This is a genomic window from Tsukamurella sp. 1534, assembly GCF_000312385.1.
In the GTDB taxonomy this organism is placed as follows: domain Bacteria; phylum Actinomycetota; class Actinomycetes; order Mycobacteriales; family Mycobacteriaceae; genus Tsukamurella.
The window spans coordinates 1,129,571-1,144,188 of record NZ_HE997626.1; the positions used below are offsets into that span (position 1 = coordinate 1,129,571).

Annotated in this window: 12 protein-coding genes and 1 pseudogene; 6 read left to right on the forward strand and 7 right to left on the reverse strand. The window is 71.9% G+C overall.

Annotated elements, in window-relative coordinates:
- Nucleotides 1-317, forward strand: a pseudogene (locus BN39_RS23415) (hypothetical protein); the annotation flags it as partial.
- On the opposite strand, the gene BN39_RS05590 reads toward BN39_RS23415, so the two are convergent.
- Nucleotides 314-1,861, reverse strand: a complete 1,548-nt coding sequence (locus BN39_RS05590; RefSeq protein WP_237741626.1) for a TM0106 family RecB-like putative nuclease — start codon at nucleotides 1,859-1,861, stop codon at nucleotides 314-316. The pseudogene BN39_RS23415 and the gene BN39_RS05590 overlap by 4 nt on opposite strands.
- 96 nt (nucleotides 1,862-1,957) lie before the next feature.
- Between BN39_RS05590 and BN39_RS05595 the strand changes: the two genes are divergently transcribed.
- Together BN39_RS05595 and BN39_RS05600 are read left to right on the forward strand one after the other, a co-directional pair.
- On the forward strand, nucleotides 1,958-2,653 hold the full coding sequence (locus BN39_RS05595) for a DUF6474 family protein (RefSeq protein ID WP_019201381.1): 696 nt from the start codon (nucleotides 1,958-1,960) through the stop codon (nucleotides 2,651-2,653).
- 68 nt (nucleotides 2,654-2,721) lie between these two features.
- On the forward strand, nucleotides 2,722-3,654 hold the full coding sequence (locus tag BN39_RS05600; protein ID WP_019201382.1) for an SGNH/GDSL hydrolase family protein: 933 nt from the start codon (nucleotides 2,722-2,724) through the stop codon (nucleotides 3,652-3,654).
- On the opposite strand, the gene BN39_RS05605 is transcribed toward BN39_RS05600, so the two are convergent.
- Nucleotides 3,617-4,153 carry a hypothetical protein gene (locus BN39_RS05605; protein ID WP_019201383.1) on the reverse strand — a complete coding sequence of 179 codons (537 nt, stop codon included), beginning with the start codon at nucleotides 4,151-4,153 and terminating at the stop codon, nucleotides 3,617-3,619. The genes BN39_RS05600 and BN39_RS05605 overlap by 38 nt on opposite strands.
- 116 nt (nucleotides 4,154-4,269) lie before the next feature.
- The gene (locus BN39_RS05610) at nucleotides 4,270-5,820 is read right to left on the reverse strand and encodes a succinic semialdehyde dehydrogenase (protein WP_019201384.1); all 1,551 of its coding nucleotides are present in this window, start codon (nucleotides 5,818-5,820) and stop codon (nucleotides 4,270-4,272) included.
- A gap of 146 nt (nucleotides 5,821-5,966) precedes the next feature.
- Between BN39_RS05610 and rraA the strand changes: the two genes are divergently transcribed.
- Nucleotides 5,967-6,458: a ribonuclease E activity regulator RraA gene (rraA, locus tag BN39_RS05615; RefSeq protein ID WP_019201385.1), complete on the forward strand. Its 492-nt coding sequence runs from the start codon at nucleotides 5,967-5,969 to the stop codon at nucleotides 6,456-6,458.
- Nucleotides 6,459-6,460: 2 nt separating this feature from the next.
- On the opposite strand, the gene BN39_RS05620 is transcribed toward rraA, so the two are convergent.
- Complete coding sequence (locus BN39_RS05620) at nucleotides 6,461-6,691, reverse strand: RNA-binding S4 domain-containing protein (RefSeq protein ID WP_040765914.1); 231 nt, start codon at nucleotides 6,689-6,691, stop codon at nucleotides 6,461-6,463.
- 22 nt (nucleotides 6,692-6,713) lie between these two features.
- Here BN39_RS05620 and BN39_RS05625 point away from each other — a divergent pair, with 22 nt between their 5' ends.
- Complete coding sequence (locus tag BN39_RS05625) at nucleotides 6,714-7,553, forward strand: alpha/beta fold hydrolase (RefSeq protein ID WP_202803285.1); 840 nt, start codon at nucleotides 6,714-6,716, stop codon at nucleotides 7,551-7,553.
- Here BN39_RS05625 and BN39_RS23420 read toward each other — a convergent pair.
- On the reverse strand, nucleotides 7,550-7,690 hold the full coding sequence (locus BN39_RS23420; protein ID WP_019201388.1) for a hypothetical protein: 141 nt from the start codon (nucleotides 7,688-7,690) through the stop codon (nucleotides 7,550-7,552). The genes BN39_RS05625 and BN39_RS23420 overlap by 4 nt on opposite strands.
- Nucleotides 7,691-7,901: 211 nt before the next feature.
- On the opposite strand from BN39_RS23420, the gene BN39_RS05630 reads away from it, so the two are divergent.
- Nucleotides 7,902-8,429 carry a DUF937 domain-containing protein gene (locus BN39_RS05630; protein ID WP_019201389.1) on the forward strand — a complete coding sequence of 176 codons (528 nt, stop codon included), beginning with the start codon at nucleotides 7,902-7,904 and terminating at the stop codon, nucleotides 8,427-8,429.
- 73 nt (nucleotides 8,430-8,502) lie between these two features.
- Here the strand turns inward: BN39_RS05630 and BN39_RS05635 are convergent, their stop codons facing one another.
- The gene (locus tag BN39_RS05635) at nucleotides 8,503-9,969 is read right to left on the reverse strand and encodes a glutamate synthase subunit beta (protein ID WP_019201390.1); all 1,467 of its coding nucleotides are present in this window, start codon (nucleotides 9,967-9,969) and stop codon (nucleotides 8,503-8,505) included.
- On the reverse strand, nucleotides 9,962-14,569 hold the full coding sequence (gene gltB, locus BN39_RS05640) for a glutamate synthase large subunit (protein WP_040765917.1): 4,608 nt from the start codon (nucleotides 14,567-14,569) through the stop codon (nucleotides 9,962-9,964). The genes BN39_RS05635 and gltB overlap by 8 nt, the downstream gene beginning before the upstream one ends.
- Nucleotides 14,570-14,618 lie beyond the last annotated feature (49 nt).

Sequence of the window (14,618 nt, forward strand, 5' to 3'; positions counted from 1 at the left end):
CAGCCGTTCCGGCCGGCCCGGCGCTGGCCCCCGTCTCGGCGCCCACGCCCGGCCCCAAGCCGGCCCCGGCACCGTCGGGCAACGGCGGCGGCGCCCCCGCGAAGCCCGCCGCCCCCGCCACGCAGTCGGCGCCCGAGCAGACCACGCTGTTCACCAGCGCGCTCTCGTCCGCGCAGCGCGTGGCCCCGGTGGCGGCGGAGACTGCGCGGCAGCTGTCGCCCGCGATGATCGCGATCCTCGGCGGCATCGCGCTGCTGGGCAGCGGCACGTTCGTCGATTCGCTGCGCCGCGCGCACCTGCGCCAGGCGCAGGCCTAGTCGCCCACCACCGGCAGCGCGTTCACGCGCTCGCTGGACATGAATTCCCGTAGGGCCGCTGTGGCTTTCACGTCGTCCTCGTTGTAGGCCAGGATCCGCTCGCGCTGCGCGGCGCGGTCCTCGTCGCCGAAGCCGGGGTCGATCCCGACGCCCACGCGGTACCACAGCATGGACGCCTCGCCGCCGGCTTCCGCGTCCCGCCAATGGAATCCGGCCACGGGGGCCACCTTCTTCAGGCCGCGTCCCTCGAGCGAGAGGAACGCGTCGCCCACGGCGTCGAACATGTCCACCCACTCCGGCGACGCGATGAACTCCTCCACCGCGCGGCGGGTCGGGATGCCCGGCTCGCCCGCGAACCTGTCCGCCGACGCCAGCAGCCACTTGTTCTCGGCGTTCTGCGAATAGCAGTACGCGGCGAAGGTCTTCCCCGCGGCGTGCGCCTCGGCGCGACGGTCCATGAGGAAGGCCCAGAACGCCGCGAAGGAGCGCGCCTCGTCGCGGGTGGGCACGGGCTCCCAGGTGGCGAAGGGCCGGTAGCCCTCGTCGACGCCGTCGCGGCGCAGCCAGGTGCCCCAGAGGTACGCGCCGTACTCCTGGTAGCTCTCCATGTCCACGTCCACCTCCACGTCGGCCCGCCGGACGCGGACCTCGGGCGTGCGGCGCACCAGCACCTGTCCGTCGCGCCAGGCGCGCGCCATGGCACGCAGGTCGGCGATCGGCACCGGCACGTCCTCGGGCTGCGGCCCGGCGTACTCCGCCAGCTGATCCACCGTGGTCACGCCCGCGGCGCGGAGCCCGGGCGCGGAGCGGCCGTCCGCCACCAGGCTCACGTCGCGCTGCGCGGCGAGCACGGACTCGCACTGCGGCCACCAGGGGCACCGCCGACATTCGGCGACCCGCACGGGCTCGGTCCCGGACGTCCCGGCGAGCACCGCCCGACGGTCCGCGAACCGCTCGTCGTACTGGGGCAGGAGCGGCCCGATCTCGTGCACGACGATGCGCGCACCGTCGACCCCGACGCTCCCGCCGAGCAGCGACGACGAGGCGTGCCCCGCGTCCTGCAGCATCCGGGTGAGGTGCGCGAGGCGCATCTGGTCGCCCCGGTGCTGGCGCACGCGCACCGTCTCATCCGGCGCGGGCGCCCAGCGGTCCAGCGGCGACGTGGTCGCCCCCGCGCCGGGGTCGGACACCTTGTGATTGACGACGATGACGGGGACGTAGCCGTCCGCGACGCGGATCAGGAGTTCGCTGTGGCCGCGGCGGCCGTGCGCGGTGGGCAGGACCCCGCCCCAGACGCGGTCGGCGCCGCGGGCCAGGGCGTCCAGCGTGCGGGTCACGGCGCCCTCGCCGGGCTCGATGACGGTGAGGCCCGCCATGCGGTCCCGGACCGAGGCCCGGAACACCGAGGCGGCCTCCACCCGCAGCGCCATGCCGGGGTCCGGGTCCGCGCCGGAGGCCGCGGTGTCGAGCGCCAGGCGATGGCGGCAGCCGGTGAGTGCCCGCGCGCTCACCGGGGGTGCCTGGATGCCCTGTTGTGTGTCCACTACCGAGCATTATCGCGGGCGGCACTGACAGTCCCGGCAGCCACGCTGTGCAATGCTGTACCGGACGGCAGTAGCTGACCTCAAGGACGTGCACAGATGGGTTTGTTCGGCAAGAAGCAGAAGTCCTCCCGCGCAGAGCGTCGGGCACAGGCGAAGGCGCTCAAGTCGAAGGCGCGCCTCGAAGCCAAGTTGGCCGCGAAGAACGCGGACCGCGAAGCGAAGCGCGTGGTGAAGACCGCGTCGAAGAGCGAGCGCAAGGCCATGAAGTCCGAGCTGCAGCGCGCCAAGATCGTGGCGCAGATGCAGGGCAAGTCGGATAAGGCCAACCTGAAGATCGCCGAGACCAACGCCCGCCAGGCCGTGGACGGCAAGCTGCTGTCGGAGGCCCGCCTCAAGCGCTACGTGTCCACCGCGCGCCTGCTCGCGCCGGTCGTGGTGCCGCTGGTGTACCGGGCGGCGCAGGCCGGCCGCAACCAGCTCGACACGGCCCGCGCGTCCCGCCTGGGCGTGCCGGTGGACGAGGTCGCGAACTTCGCGGGCTACGGCGGCGGGCTCTCGGCCCGGGTCGCGGCGTCGCGCCGTTCGCTGGACCAACTGGCGACGACGCACCCGGACGCGGAGACCAAGTCCTTCACCGCGGCGGTCGCGCAGCGTCTCGACGACCTGTCCGCGGCGATCACCGCGTCGGAGTCCATGCCCCCGGCGCGCCGCCGCCCGGCGCACCAGGCCATCGCGCGCGAGCTGGACGGCATCGACGCCGACCTGCTCAACCGGCTGGGCGTCAGCTCCTAGCAGCACTCCTCCCGGTCGCCCCGGCCGCCGTCCTGCGGGACGGCCGCCGGGGCGTTACCGTTCGTCGGGTGCTGAACAGGACCCGTCCCCCGCTCCTCCTCCGCTGCGGCGCGGCGGTGTCCGCCGCCGCCCTGGCGCTGGGCGTCGCCTCCCCTGCGCACGCGCGGCCCGCCGCCCCGGCGTACGTGGCGCTGGGCGACTCCTACTCCTCGCTGCCCGCGGACGCGACCGCCGGCCCGTCGCAGGAGGAGCGCTCCTGCGGCCGGTCGACGCGCAACTACCCGAAGCTCGTGGCCGATGCCCTGGGCCTGCCGCGAACCTCCCTGCGGGACAACACCTGCGGCGGCGCCGACAGCGGCGACGCGTTCGCGGTGCAGCGCGCGGGCTCCGCGAAGCTCGGACACTTCGACGCGCCGCCGCAGCTCTCGGGGATCGGCGCGGAGACGCGACTGGTCACGATCTCGCTGGGCGGCAACGACGGCGACCTGTACTCGAACATCCTGGAGGCCTGCGCGAAGCGGCCCGGGACGCGGGCGGCGCCGTGCACGTCCGACGGCGCCTCCCGCCCCGCGCACCTGTCCGACGGCGCGGTCTCCGCTGTGCTGCAGCGGATCACCGCCGCGGACGCCCGGATCGTGCGCGCGGTGCGGGCCCGTGCCCCGCGGGCGCGGATCATGCTGGTGGGCTATCCCGTGCTGTTCGAACCCGGCCGGTCGTGCGGGGCGATCTCGGCCTACGCCCCGGCGAGCGTCGACTGGATGCGGAGCGTGCTCACCGAGCGGCTCAACCGTGCGGTGCACCGGGCCGCGCAGCGGGCGGGCGCCGAGTTCGTGGACATGGAGCCGGCGTCGCGCGGCCACGAGGTGTGCGGCGCGCGGCCGTGGATCAACGGCCTGACCGAGACGCCGCGGGCCGCGGCGATGCACCCGTTCCCCGAGGAGGGCGTCGCCGTGGCGGCCGAGATCACCCGCGCCGTCCGGACTTCCGGCTCCCGCCCCTGACCTCGCCCGGCCAGGCCAGGGTGAGCTCGCCACCGTCGGGCAGGTCCTTCCACGCCGCGGCGAACGCGTCGTAGCGGGCGTACAGGCGCCGCACCAGTTCCGGCGTCAGGTCCGCGTCGTCGACGGTGCCCGGCCACGCCCGGTCGGGCGCGCGCAGGCCGCGCTCCACCTCCCACAGCGCCACGGTGAGCGACGCGAGGTACTCGGAGCGCCGCATGTCCTCGGACTGCTCCGCGGTGGGCCGCTTGGTGTTCCGGGACGCCTTCTTCCGCGCGACGGGATCGGCCGGCCAGAACAGCCCGTCGAGGCCGTCGGCGGCCGCGAGGCGCCCGAACACGCCGCCGCGCAGCCCGTCCTCGATCTCGCCGATCATGTGCGCGGCGTCGTGCGGCACCGTCGGGCTCGCGCCCGGCCCGCCCCGCGGCGCGAGCTCGGGTCCCTTCTCGCGGCGCACCAGCACCTCGTAGCCGGTCCCGCGCTTGACGAACGTGACGTCCATACACCCTCCTACCCCGATTGAACACCGTCCCGCGGATGGCGACCAGCGGTTTTTCGCGCCGTCACGGTGGTCGATCGACCCGGGCGGGGTGGTTGAGGGGTACGGGTGGGGCGGGCCTAGCGGCCGATGAACTTGAGCGCCCGCACGACGGGCGGCACCACGTTGAGGAACACGGTGCGCGGGACGCCCTTGATGCCGCCGATGCCGATGATCCGCTGCTGCGCGATGGTCTTCGACTCGCAGTACTTGAGCAGGCCCTCGGCGCCGTGCCGGCGGCCGACGCCGGAGATGCCCATGCCGCCCATCGGCGCGGCCGTGGAGCCCCACGCGGCGGCGTAGCCCTCGTTGATGTTCACGGTGCCGGCGTTGATCCGGTCCGCGATCTCCTGCGCCTGCTTGGTGGAGCCGGCGAAAACGCTGGCGTTGAGGCCGTATTCGGTGTCGTTGGCGCGCTCGATCGCCTCGTCGACCGAGTCCACCGGGTAGATGGAGACGACGGGGCCGAAGGTCTCCGAGCGGAAGCACACGGCGCCCTCGGGGACGTCCTTGAGGACGGTCGGCTCGTAGAAGAACGGGCCCAGGTCGGGGCGGGCCCTGCCGCCGGCGAGCACCGTCGCGCCCTTGGCGACGGCGTCGTCCACGTGCGAGACCACGGTGTCGATCTGCGACTTCGACGCGAGGGAGCCCATCTCGTTGGCGAAGTCGTAGCCGGCGCCCAGGGCGAGGTTCGCGGTGCGCTCGGCGAAGGCCCGGGCGAACTCGTCGGCGATCTCCCGCTCCACGTAGATCCGCTCGATCGAGATGCACAGCTGGCCCGAGTTGGAGAACGCGGCGCGCGCGGCACCGTCGGCCGTGTTCGCGATGTCGGCGTCCTTGGTGACCACCATGGGGTTCTTGCCGCCCAGCTCGGCGGAGAAGCCGATGAGCCGCTTGCCGCACTGCTCGGCGAGGGTGGCACCGGTCGCGGAGGAGCCGGTGAACATGAGGTAGTCGGCGCGCTCGACGATCGCCGTACCCACCACGCCGCCGGGGCCCGGGACCACGGCGAACAGGTCGCGCGGGAGGCCGGCGCGGTAGAGCAGCTCGACGGCGGCGAGGGCGCAGTACGGGGTCTGCGAATCCGGCTTGAGCACCACCGCGTTGCCGGCGGCGAGCGCGGCCACGCCGTCGGAGACGGCCAGGGTCAGCGGGTAGTTCCACGGCGCGATCACGCCGACCACGCCCTTGGGCTGGTAGCGCACGCGGGTGTTGGTGAACACCGGGAGCATGCCGGCGGTGTTCTTCTGCGCCAGCAGCTTCGGCGCGTTCTTGCCGTACCAGCGGGCGGTCATGGCGACGTCCAGGGTCTCCTCCTGGGCGTACTGGCGGGCCTTGCCGGTCTCGAGCTGCGCCATGTCCATCAGCTCGGTGCGGTGCTCGTTGACCAGGTCGGCGAAGCGCAGCAGCACCTTGGCGCGGTCCTTGGGGCTGCGGGCGGCCCACTGGCGCTGAGCCAGGCGGGCGCGGGTGAAGGCGAGCTCGACGTCCTCGGCGGTGCCGACGGGGATCGTGGTCACCTTCTCGCCGCTGAACGCCTCGAGTACATCGCGGGACTCCCGCTGGTCGGGGTGGTCGATCGCGGAGAGCGCGCGGAGACGGTCGAACGTGGCCTGGGTGGGTGCTGGCATGGGGCCAGGCTACCCGCTTGTTGACGGTGCCTCAATAGCGCGCCCCGTCGCGAATCTTCGCTGCAGAGGCCCGTCGCGGCCATAGTGGTCGCGTCCCGCCCGAGACGCGCATTTTCGCCACGGATCGGGGTCGATAGGATCGCCTCATGAGCGACGTGCAGTTCACCCCCACCGCGGACCTGGTCGACGAGATCGGCCCCGACGTGCGCAGCTGCGACACCCAGTTCCGCCAGTTCGGCGGCCGCCGCGCCTTCGCCGGCGAAGTCGTCACCGTCAAGTGCTTCCAGGACAACGCGCTGCTCAAGTCGGTGCTGGGCGAGCCCGGCGACGGCCGCGTGCTGGTGATCGACGGCTCCGATGAGAACGGCGAGCCGTCGCTGCACACCGCGCTGGTCGGCGACCTGATCGCCGAGCTGGGCCGCTCCAACGGCTGGGCCGGCATCGTGGCCTACGGCGCCATCCGCGACTCCGCGGTGGTCGGCACGCTGAACATCGGCGTCAAGGCCCTCGGCACCAACCCGCGCAAGTCCACCAAGACCGGCGCCGGCGAGAAGAACGTGCCCCTCACCTTCGGCGGCGTCACGTTCACGCCCGGCGATATTCTGCACAGCGACGACGACGGCATCGTCCTGGTGTAGCGCTACCCCCGCGCGACGCGGGCGGACCGCCCGAACACCTCCACCACGTCGCCCACGGCGAGCTGCCGCCCGCGGCGCTCGTCGACCTCGCCGTTCACGGTCACCTCACCGTCGGCGATCACCGACTTCGCCTCGGCCCCGGAGTCGATCAGCCCGGCCAGCTTGAGGAACTGCCCCAGCCGGATCACATCGTCGGAGATCTCCACGTCGATCGCGTCGCTCACGCCGCTCATCATGCCCGACTATCCTCGACCCGTGCTGCTCGAGCTCGCAGGTGTGCGCACCCACGTGGCGGTCGACCCGCCCACGGGCCCGGTCTCGGGCCCCCCGGTGGTGCTCTGCTCCGGCCTCGCCGGCAATTGGTTCGACTGGGACGCGTGCACCGCGCTGTTGTCCGCGTCGCGCACCGTCGTGCGCCCGGACCGGCCGGGGTACGGCCTCTCCGACCCGTGGCCCGACGGTGCCCTCCCCACCCTGGAGTCGGAGGTCACGCGCCTGCGGGAGCTGCTGGACGCTCTGGAGCTGCCCACCGCGGTGGTGTGCGGGCACTCGATGGCCGGCTTCTACGTGGAGGCGTTCGCGCGGCTGTATCCGGAGCGGACGGCCGGCATGCTCCTACTGGACGGCAGCGTCGAGGTGCGGCCGCCGTGGACGCTCCCCGCCCGGGTGCGCGACGGTCTGCTGTTGCGCACGGCCGATGCGGCGGCGGCCGCGCACATCAACCGGGCGGGGCCGCTCGCGCACCGGCTGCTCGCGGGTTCGCCCGCGCCGGAGCGGTTCACGCCGATCCTCTCCTCCGAGGCCTACCTGCGGGCGGCGCTGCTGGAGAACGGGCAGTACCCGGTTCTCGCGCGGGGGCTGTCGGACCTGCGGGGGCGGAAGCCGCTGCGCGTGGGGCTCCCCGCGACGGTGGCGGCCGCCTACACCGGACGGCCCACGCCGTGGGCGGCGTCGTGGCTGCGGCGGCAGCGGGAACTGGCGGACCGGCTGGGAGCGCGGTTCGCGGTGATCAGCCCCAGCGGGCACCACGCGATGGTGGACCAGCCGGCGCAGACGGCCGCGCTGATCCTCGACGTCGACCGGGCGGGCGGCTAGCCGGCCCGGAGTACGCGCAGGTCGGCGGGGGTCACGAGGCGTTCGCCGTCCTCGGTCAGCGTGCGCGCACGTCGGCGGTTCCGCAGCCGGTGGATTGCGAGGGAGCCCAGGACGGTGGGGCGGCGGTGCAGCTTCACGGCGATTCTCTCCGAGGATGCGATCTCGATGCGGAACGATTGGTTACAGATACTGTATTGCTTGGATCGCCCGGGGTCCAGTGCCGGCGGCCGCGCGTGTCCCGAGTCACACGCGGCCTCCGCGGCGCATCCCGCGACCGCACGACGAGGGGCCGCTACTGTATGCCTTGTCCCGCTCGACTTTGCTTTCTCACACTCCCTGAGGAGAACCGTGTCCGACCTCGACGACCTCATCCAATCCATCCCGATCGCCGACATCGCGGCCCAGCTCGGCGTCGCGCCCGAGGTCGCGTCCGAGGCCGTGAACCAGACCGTGCCCACGCTCCTGGCGGGCCTGCAGGCGCAGGACACCACGCAGGCTCCCACGGAGCTCGCGGCGGCCGCCGATGACGGCGATGGCGAGCAGATCGTCTCCAGCCTGTTCGGCGACAAGACCGACGACGTGGCGGCGGCCGCCGCGGCCCCGCTCTCCTCGAACGTCACGAACGACCTGGTGAAGCAGCTGCTGCCGATCCTCGCGCCGATCGTCATCGCGTTCGTCATGAAGAAGCTCACCGGCGGCCAGGGCGCCCCGCAGCAGGAGCAGGCTCCGCAGCAGCAGGCGCCCGAGCCGCAGGGCGGAGGGGACCTGCTGGGCGGCATCCTCGGCGGCATGCTGGGCGGTGGGAAGGCCGGCAGCGGCAACCCCACGGGCGACGTGCTCGGCAGCATCCTGGGCGGACTCCTCAACCGGAAGTAGCCCCGAGATCACCGAAGGCCGGCCCCGCGCGGGGCCGGCCTTCGGCGTTCGTCATCGGTGTCCGACGGTGCGCCTACCGCTGCGGTGCGGTGGTGGGCACGATCGGCGCGGGCAGCGCCGACTCGCCCATGAGGAACCGGTCGACGGCGGCGGCGGCGCTGCGGCCCTCGGCGATGGCCCACACGATGAGCGACTGGCCGCGGCCGGCGTCGCCGGCGACGAACACGCCGGGCACCGTCGACTGGAAGTCGTCGCCGCGCGCCACGTTGCCGCGGTCGGAGTACTCGACGCCCAGCTTGTCGAGGAGGTCGTCGCGCTGCGGGCCGACGAAGCCCATCGCGAGCAACACGAGATCGGCCTCGAGGGTGAAGTCGGAACCCTCGACCTTCTCGAACTTCCCGGCCTCCATCGTCACCTCGTAGGCCTTGAGCCCGGTGACCTTTCCGTCCTCGCCGACGAACTGCTCGGTGCTGACGGAGAACACGCGCTCGCCGCCCTCCTCGTGGGCCGAGCTGATGCGGTACATCAGCGGGTAGGTCGGCCACGGGGTGGATTCGGCGCGCTCACGCGGCGGGACCGGCATGATCTCGAACTGGTGCACGCTCTCGGCGCCCTGGCGCAGCGAGGTGCCCAGGCAGTCCGCGCCGGTGTCGCCGCCGCCGATGATGACGACCTTCTTGTCCTTGGCGTGGATCGGCGGCAGGCCGTCCCCGTCGGTCACGTCGTCGCCCACCGCGGCGCGGTTGGCCCACGGCAGGAACTCCATGGCCTGGTGGATGCCGTCCAGCTCGCGGCCGGGGATCGGCAGGTCGCGGCCCACGGTGGAGCCGTTGGCCAGGACCACGGCGTCGAAGTCCTCGCGGAGCTGCTCGACGGTGACGTCGACGCCCACGTTGACGCCGGCCTTGAAGATCGTGCCCTCGGCGTTCATCTGGGCGAGGCGGCGGTCGATGTGCCGCTTCTCCATCTTGAACTCGGGGATGCCGTAGCGCAGCAGGCCGCCGATGCGGTCGGCCCGCTCGAACACGGTCACGGTGTGGCCGCCGCGCGTGAGCTGCTGCGCCGCGGCGAGTCCCGCGGGGCCGGAGCCGATCACGGCGACCTTCTTGCCCGTGAGGGTGGTCGGGTGCTCGGGCGAGACCCAGCCCTCGTCGAAGGCCTTGTCGATGAGCTCGACCTCGACCTGCTTGATGGTCACCGGGTCCTGGTTGATGCCCAGGACGCAGGAGGCCTCGCACGGCGCGGGGCACAGCCGGCCGGTGAACTCCGGGAAGTTGTTCGTCGCGTGCAGGCGCTCGATGCCGTCGCGCCACCGGTCCTTGTAGACCAGGTCGTTCCACTCGGGGATCAGGTTCCCGAGCGGGCAACCGTTGTGGCAGAACGGGATGCCGCAGTCCATGCACCGGGAGGCCTGCTTGCGCAGGGTGCCCCCGTCGAACGGCTTGTAGACCTCGTTCCAGTCCAGCAGTCGGAGCGGGACCGGCCGGCGGACCGGCAGCTCACGCGAGGTGTTCTTCAGAAAGCCCTGGGGATCAGCCACGAGCGGCCTCCATCACTGCGTCGTCGATGTTGCGGCCGTCGATTTCGGCACGCTTGATGGCGGTGAGCACGCGCTTGTAGTCGCGCGGCATCACCTTGGCGAAGAGCCGGCGCTCCCGGCCCCAGTTGGCGAGGATCTTCTCCGCCACGGCGGAATCCGTGTACGCGTGGTGCTTGACGATGGTCTCGCGCACGAACTCGGTGTCGGCCTCGTCCAGCGACTCCAGCTCCACCAGTTCGGTGTTGAGGTCGCGGTCGAAGCGGCCGTCGGCGTTGTACACGTAGGCGATGCCGCCGGACATGCCGGCGCCGAAGTTGCGCCCGGTGTCGCCCAGCACGATCACCCGGCCGCCGGTCATGTACTCGCAGCCGTGGTCGCCCACGCCCTCGACCACCGCGACGGCGCCCGAGTTGCGCACGGCGAAGCGCTCGCCGGCCTTGCCGCGCAGGTACACCTCACCGTCGGTGGCGCCGAACAGGATCACGTTGCCCGCGATGATGTTGTCCTCGGCCACGAACCCCTCGGGGGCGTCCGCGGCGGGGCGCACGATGATCTTGCCGCCCGAGAGGCCCTTGCCCACGAAGTCGTTGGCGTCGCCGTAGAGCCGCATCGTGATGCCCTTCGGCACGAACGCGCCGAAGCTGTTGCCGGCGCTGCCGCGGAAGGTGATGTCGACGGTGTCCTCGGGGAGCCCCTCGGCGCCGTGCGCCTTGGTGATCTCGTGGCCCAGCATGGTGCCGACGGTGCGGTTGACGTTGGAGATCGGCGTCTCGATCTGCACCGGGCTCCCGGTGTCGATCGCGATCCGCGCCTGCGCGATCAGCTGCTGATCCAGGGCCTTCTCGAGGCCGTGGTCCTGCGGCTGGCTGCAGTAGGGGTCCTGCCGCATGAACGGCGAGTCCACCTGCGCGAGGATCGGCGTCAGGTCCAGCTTGCCGGCCTTGGCGTCGCCCCAGTGCTTCTGCGCCGCTTCGGTGTTGAGCACCTGCGACTGGCCGACGGCCTCCTTCAGGGTGCGGAAACCGAGCTCGGCGAGCAGCTCGCGCACCTCCTCCGCGATGTAGAGGAAGAAGTTCTCCACGAACTCCGGCTTGCCGTTGAAGCGGCGGCGCAGCACGGGGTTCTGGGTGGCGACACCCACGGGGCAGGTGTCGAGGTGGCACACGCGCATCATGATGCAGCCCGAGACCACCAGCGGCGCGGTGGCGAAACCGAACTCCTCGCCGCCGAGCAGCGCGGCGACGATCACATCGCGGCCGGTCTTGAGCTGGCCGTCCACCTGCACCACGATCCGGTCGCGAAGACCGTTGAGCAGCAGCGTCTGCTGGGTCTCGGCGAGGCCGATCTCCCAGGGCGCGCCCGCGTGCTTCACCGAGGTGAGCGGGGTGGCGCCGGTGCCGCCGTCGTGGCCCGAGATGAGCACCACGTCGGCGTGCGCCTTGGAGACGCCGGCGGCGACGGTGCCCACGCCGATCTCGGAGACCAGTTTCACGTGAATCCGCGCCTGCGGGTTCGCGTTCTTCAGGTCGTGGATCAGCTGCGCGAGGTCCTCGATCGAGTAGATGTCGTGGTGCGGCGGGGGCGAGATCAGGCCGACGCCGGGCGTCGAGCCGCGGACCTCGGCGACCCACGGGTACACCTTGTGCGGGGGCAGCTGGCCGCCCTCGCCGGGCTTCGCGCCCTGCGCCATCTTGATCTGGATGTCGGTGCAGTTGCTCAGGTAGTGCGAGGTCACGCCGAACCTGCCGGAAGCGACCTGCTTGATCGCCGAGCGGCGCAGGTCGCCGTTCTCGTCCGGCGTGAAGCGGTTCGGATCCTCGCCGCCCTCACCGGAGTTCGAGCGGCCGCCGAGGCGGTTCATGGCGATGGCCAGCGTCTCGTGCGCCTCCGCGGAGATCGAGCCGAAGCTCATGGCGCCCGTCGAGAACCGCTTGACGATCTCGCTGGCGGGCTCCACCTCGTCCAGCGGGACCGGCTGCCGGTCCGGCTGGAAACGGAACAGGCCGCGCAGCGACGCGAGCCGCGCGCTCTGGTCGTCGACCAGCTTGGTGTACTCCTTGAACACCTTGTACTGGCCGGTGCGCGTGGCGTGCTGGAGCTTGAACACCGTGTCCGGGTTGAACAGGTGGTACTCGCCCTCGCGGCGCCACTGGTACTCGCCGCCCACCTCGAGCTCGCGGTGCGCCAGCTCCTCGGGGCGGTCGTTCATGGCGCGCTTGTGCCGCGCGGCCACGTCGGCGGCGATCTCGTCCAGGCCGATGCCGCCGAGCTGGCTCTGCAGGCCCGTGAAGAACTCGTCGACAACCTCCTGCGAGAGGCCGATCACCTGGAACAGCTGCGCGCCGGTGTACGAGGCCAGGGTGGAGATGCCCATCTTGGACATCACCTTGAGCACGCCCTTGCCCGCGGCCTTGACGTAGTTGGCGTTGAGCTTCGCCAGGGGGATCCCGTTGAGCTCGCCCCGCAGCTGCATGTCCTCGATGGTGGCGAACGCCATGTACGGGTTCACCGCCGCCGCACCGCATCCGATGAGCGCGGCCATGTGGTGCACCTCGCGGGCGTCGCCGGCCTCCACGATGAGGCCGACCTTGGTGCGGCTGCGCTCGCGCACCAGGTGGTGGTGCACGGCGGCGGTCAGCAGGAGCGACGGGATCGGCGCCAGCAGGCGATCGGAGTTGCGGTCCGACAGCACGATCAGGCGGGCGCCGCCGGCGATGGCCTCGGAGACCTGGGTGCGCACGGTGTCGATCGCCTCGCGCAGGCCCTTGCCCCCCTCGGCCACCGGGTACAGGCCCGGGATGACCACGGAGCGGAACTCCGGCAGGTTGCCGTCGTCGTTCACCTTGACGAGCTTCACCAGCTCGTCGTTGTTGAGGATCGGCTGCGGCAGCAGGATCTGGCGGCAGCTGATGGCCGACGGGTTGAGCAGATCGGACTCGCTGCCGATGGTGCCGCCGATGCTGGTGACGATCTCCTCGCGGATGGCGTCCAGGGGCGGGTTGGTCACCTGCGCGAAGAGCTGCTGGAAGTAGTCGAACAGCAGGCGCGGGCGCAGCGAGAGGACCGCGACGGGGGTGTCGGTGCCCATGGAGCCGATCGCCTCGGCGCCGGTCTTGGCCATCGGCGTGAGGAGCAGGTTCAGCTCCTCGGTGGTGTACCCGAACATCTGCTGCCGCTGGGTGACCCGATCGTGCGCCATCACGGTGTGCGGGCGGTCGGGCAGCTCCTCGAGGCGGAGCAGGCCCTCGGCCAGCCACTCCTGGTACGGCTCGGCGGCGGCCAGATCGCTCTTGATCTCCTCGTCGGAGACGATGCGGCCCTGCGCGGTGTCCACCAGGAACATGCGGCCCGGCTGCAGGCGGGTCTTGTAGACCACGTCGCTGTGCGGGATGTCGAGGACGCCCACCTCGGAACCGAGGACGACGAGGCCGTCCTTGGTGACCCAGATGCGCGACGGGCGAAGGCCGTTGCGGTCCAGCACGGCGCCGATCACGGTGCCGTCGGTGAAGCACACCGACGCGGGGCCGTCCCACGGCTCCATCAGCGAGGAGTGGTACTCGTAGAACGCCCGGCGCGCGGGGTCCATGTCGAGGTTCCGCTCCCACGCCTCGGGGATCATCATGAGCACGGCGTGCGGCAGGCTGCGGCCGCCGAGGTGCAGCAGCTCCAGCACCTCGTCGAAACGTGCTGTGTCGCTGCCGCCCTCGGTGCAGATCGGGAAGATCTTGTCCTTGGCGTCGTCACCGAAGACCGCCGGGTCGAGCAGGGACTCGCGAGCGCGCATCCAGTTCTCGTTGCCGCCGACGGTGTTGATCTCGCCGTTGTGGGCGACGCGGCGGTACGGGTGCGCCAGCGGCCAGCTGGGGAACGTGTTCGTGGAGAAGCGCGAGTGCACCAGACCCAGAGCCGATTCCACGCGCTCGTCCTGCAGGTCCATGAAGAACCCGCGGAGCTGCGGCGTGGTCAGCATGCCCTTGTAGACGAAGGTCTGGCTGCTCAGCGACGGGAAGTACACCGACTCCTCGCCCTGCGAGCCGGCGCCGGCACCGTCGGTCCCGAGCTCCCGCTCGACGCGCTTGCGGATCACGAAGCAGCGGCGCTCGAGCTCCATGCCGGACAGGGGCGTCCCGTCGGCCGCGTCGCCAGCGATGAACACCTGGCGCATGGTGGGCATGGCGTCGCGGGCGAGCGCGCCCAGCGAGCCGTCGTCGGTGGGCTGATCGCGCCAGCCGAGCACCGTCAGGCCCTCCTCGGCGACGATCCGCTCCACGCCCTCGGCGGCCTTGGTCGCCTCGGCGGCGGCCTGCGGGAGGAAGGCGATGCCGGTGGCGTACGCGCCCTGATGCGGCAGCTCGAAGTCGACGACGGCGCGGAAGAACCGGTCGGGGACCTGGATCAGGATGCCCGCACCGTCACCGGTGTTGGGCTCGGCACCCGCGGCGCCGCGGTGCTCGAGGTTGACCAGCGCGGTGATGGCCTTGTCCACGATGTCGCGGGAGGGGCGGCCGTGCATGTCCACCACGAAGGCGACGCCACAGGCGTCGTGCTCGTTCGCGGGGTGGTACAGACCCTGCGGACCTGGGGGGACGAAACGGCTCATCGAAAACCTGCCTTAACGCGGCGCCTCACGGCGGAACGGGTTCTTACAA

Excerpts from the sequence above, each read along its gene's own strand:
- BN39_RS05605 (WP_019201383.1), bottom strand. The coding sequence starts at position 4,153 with ATGGACGTCACGTTCGTCAAGCGCGGGACCGGCTACGAGGTGCTGGTG.
- BN39_RS05595 (WP_019201381.1), top strand. The coding sequence starts at position 1,958 with ATGGGTTTGTTCGGCAAGAAGCAGAAGTCCTCCCGCGCAGAGCGTCGG.
- gltB (WP_040765917.1), bottom strand. The coding sequence starts at position 14,569 with ATGAGCCGTTTCGTCCCCCCAGGTCCGCAGGGTCTGTACCACCCCGCG.
- rraA (WP_019201385.1), top strand. The coding sequence starts at position 5,967 with ATGAGCGACGTGCAGTTCACCCCCACCGCGGACCTGGTCGACGAGATC.
- BN39_RS05620 (WP_040765914.1), bottom strand. The coding sequence starts at position 6,691 with ATGAGCGGCGTGAGCGACGCGATCGACGTGGAGATCTCCGACGATGTG.
- BN39_RS05610 (WP_019201384.1), bottom strand. The coding sequence starts at position 5,820 with ATGCCAGCACCCACCCAGGCCACGTTCGACCGTCTCCGCGCGCTCTCC.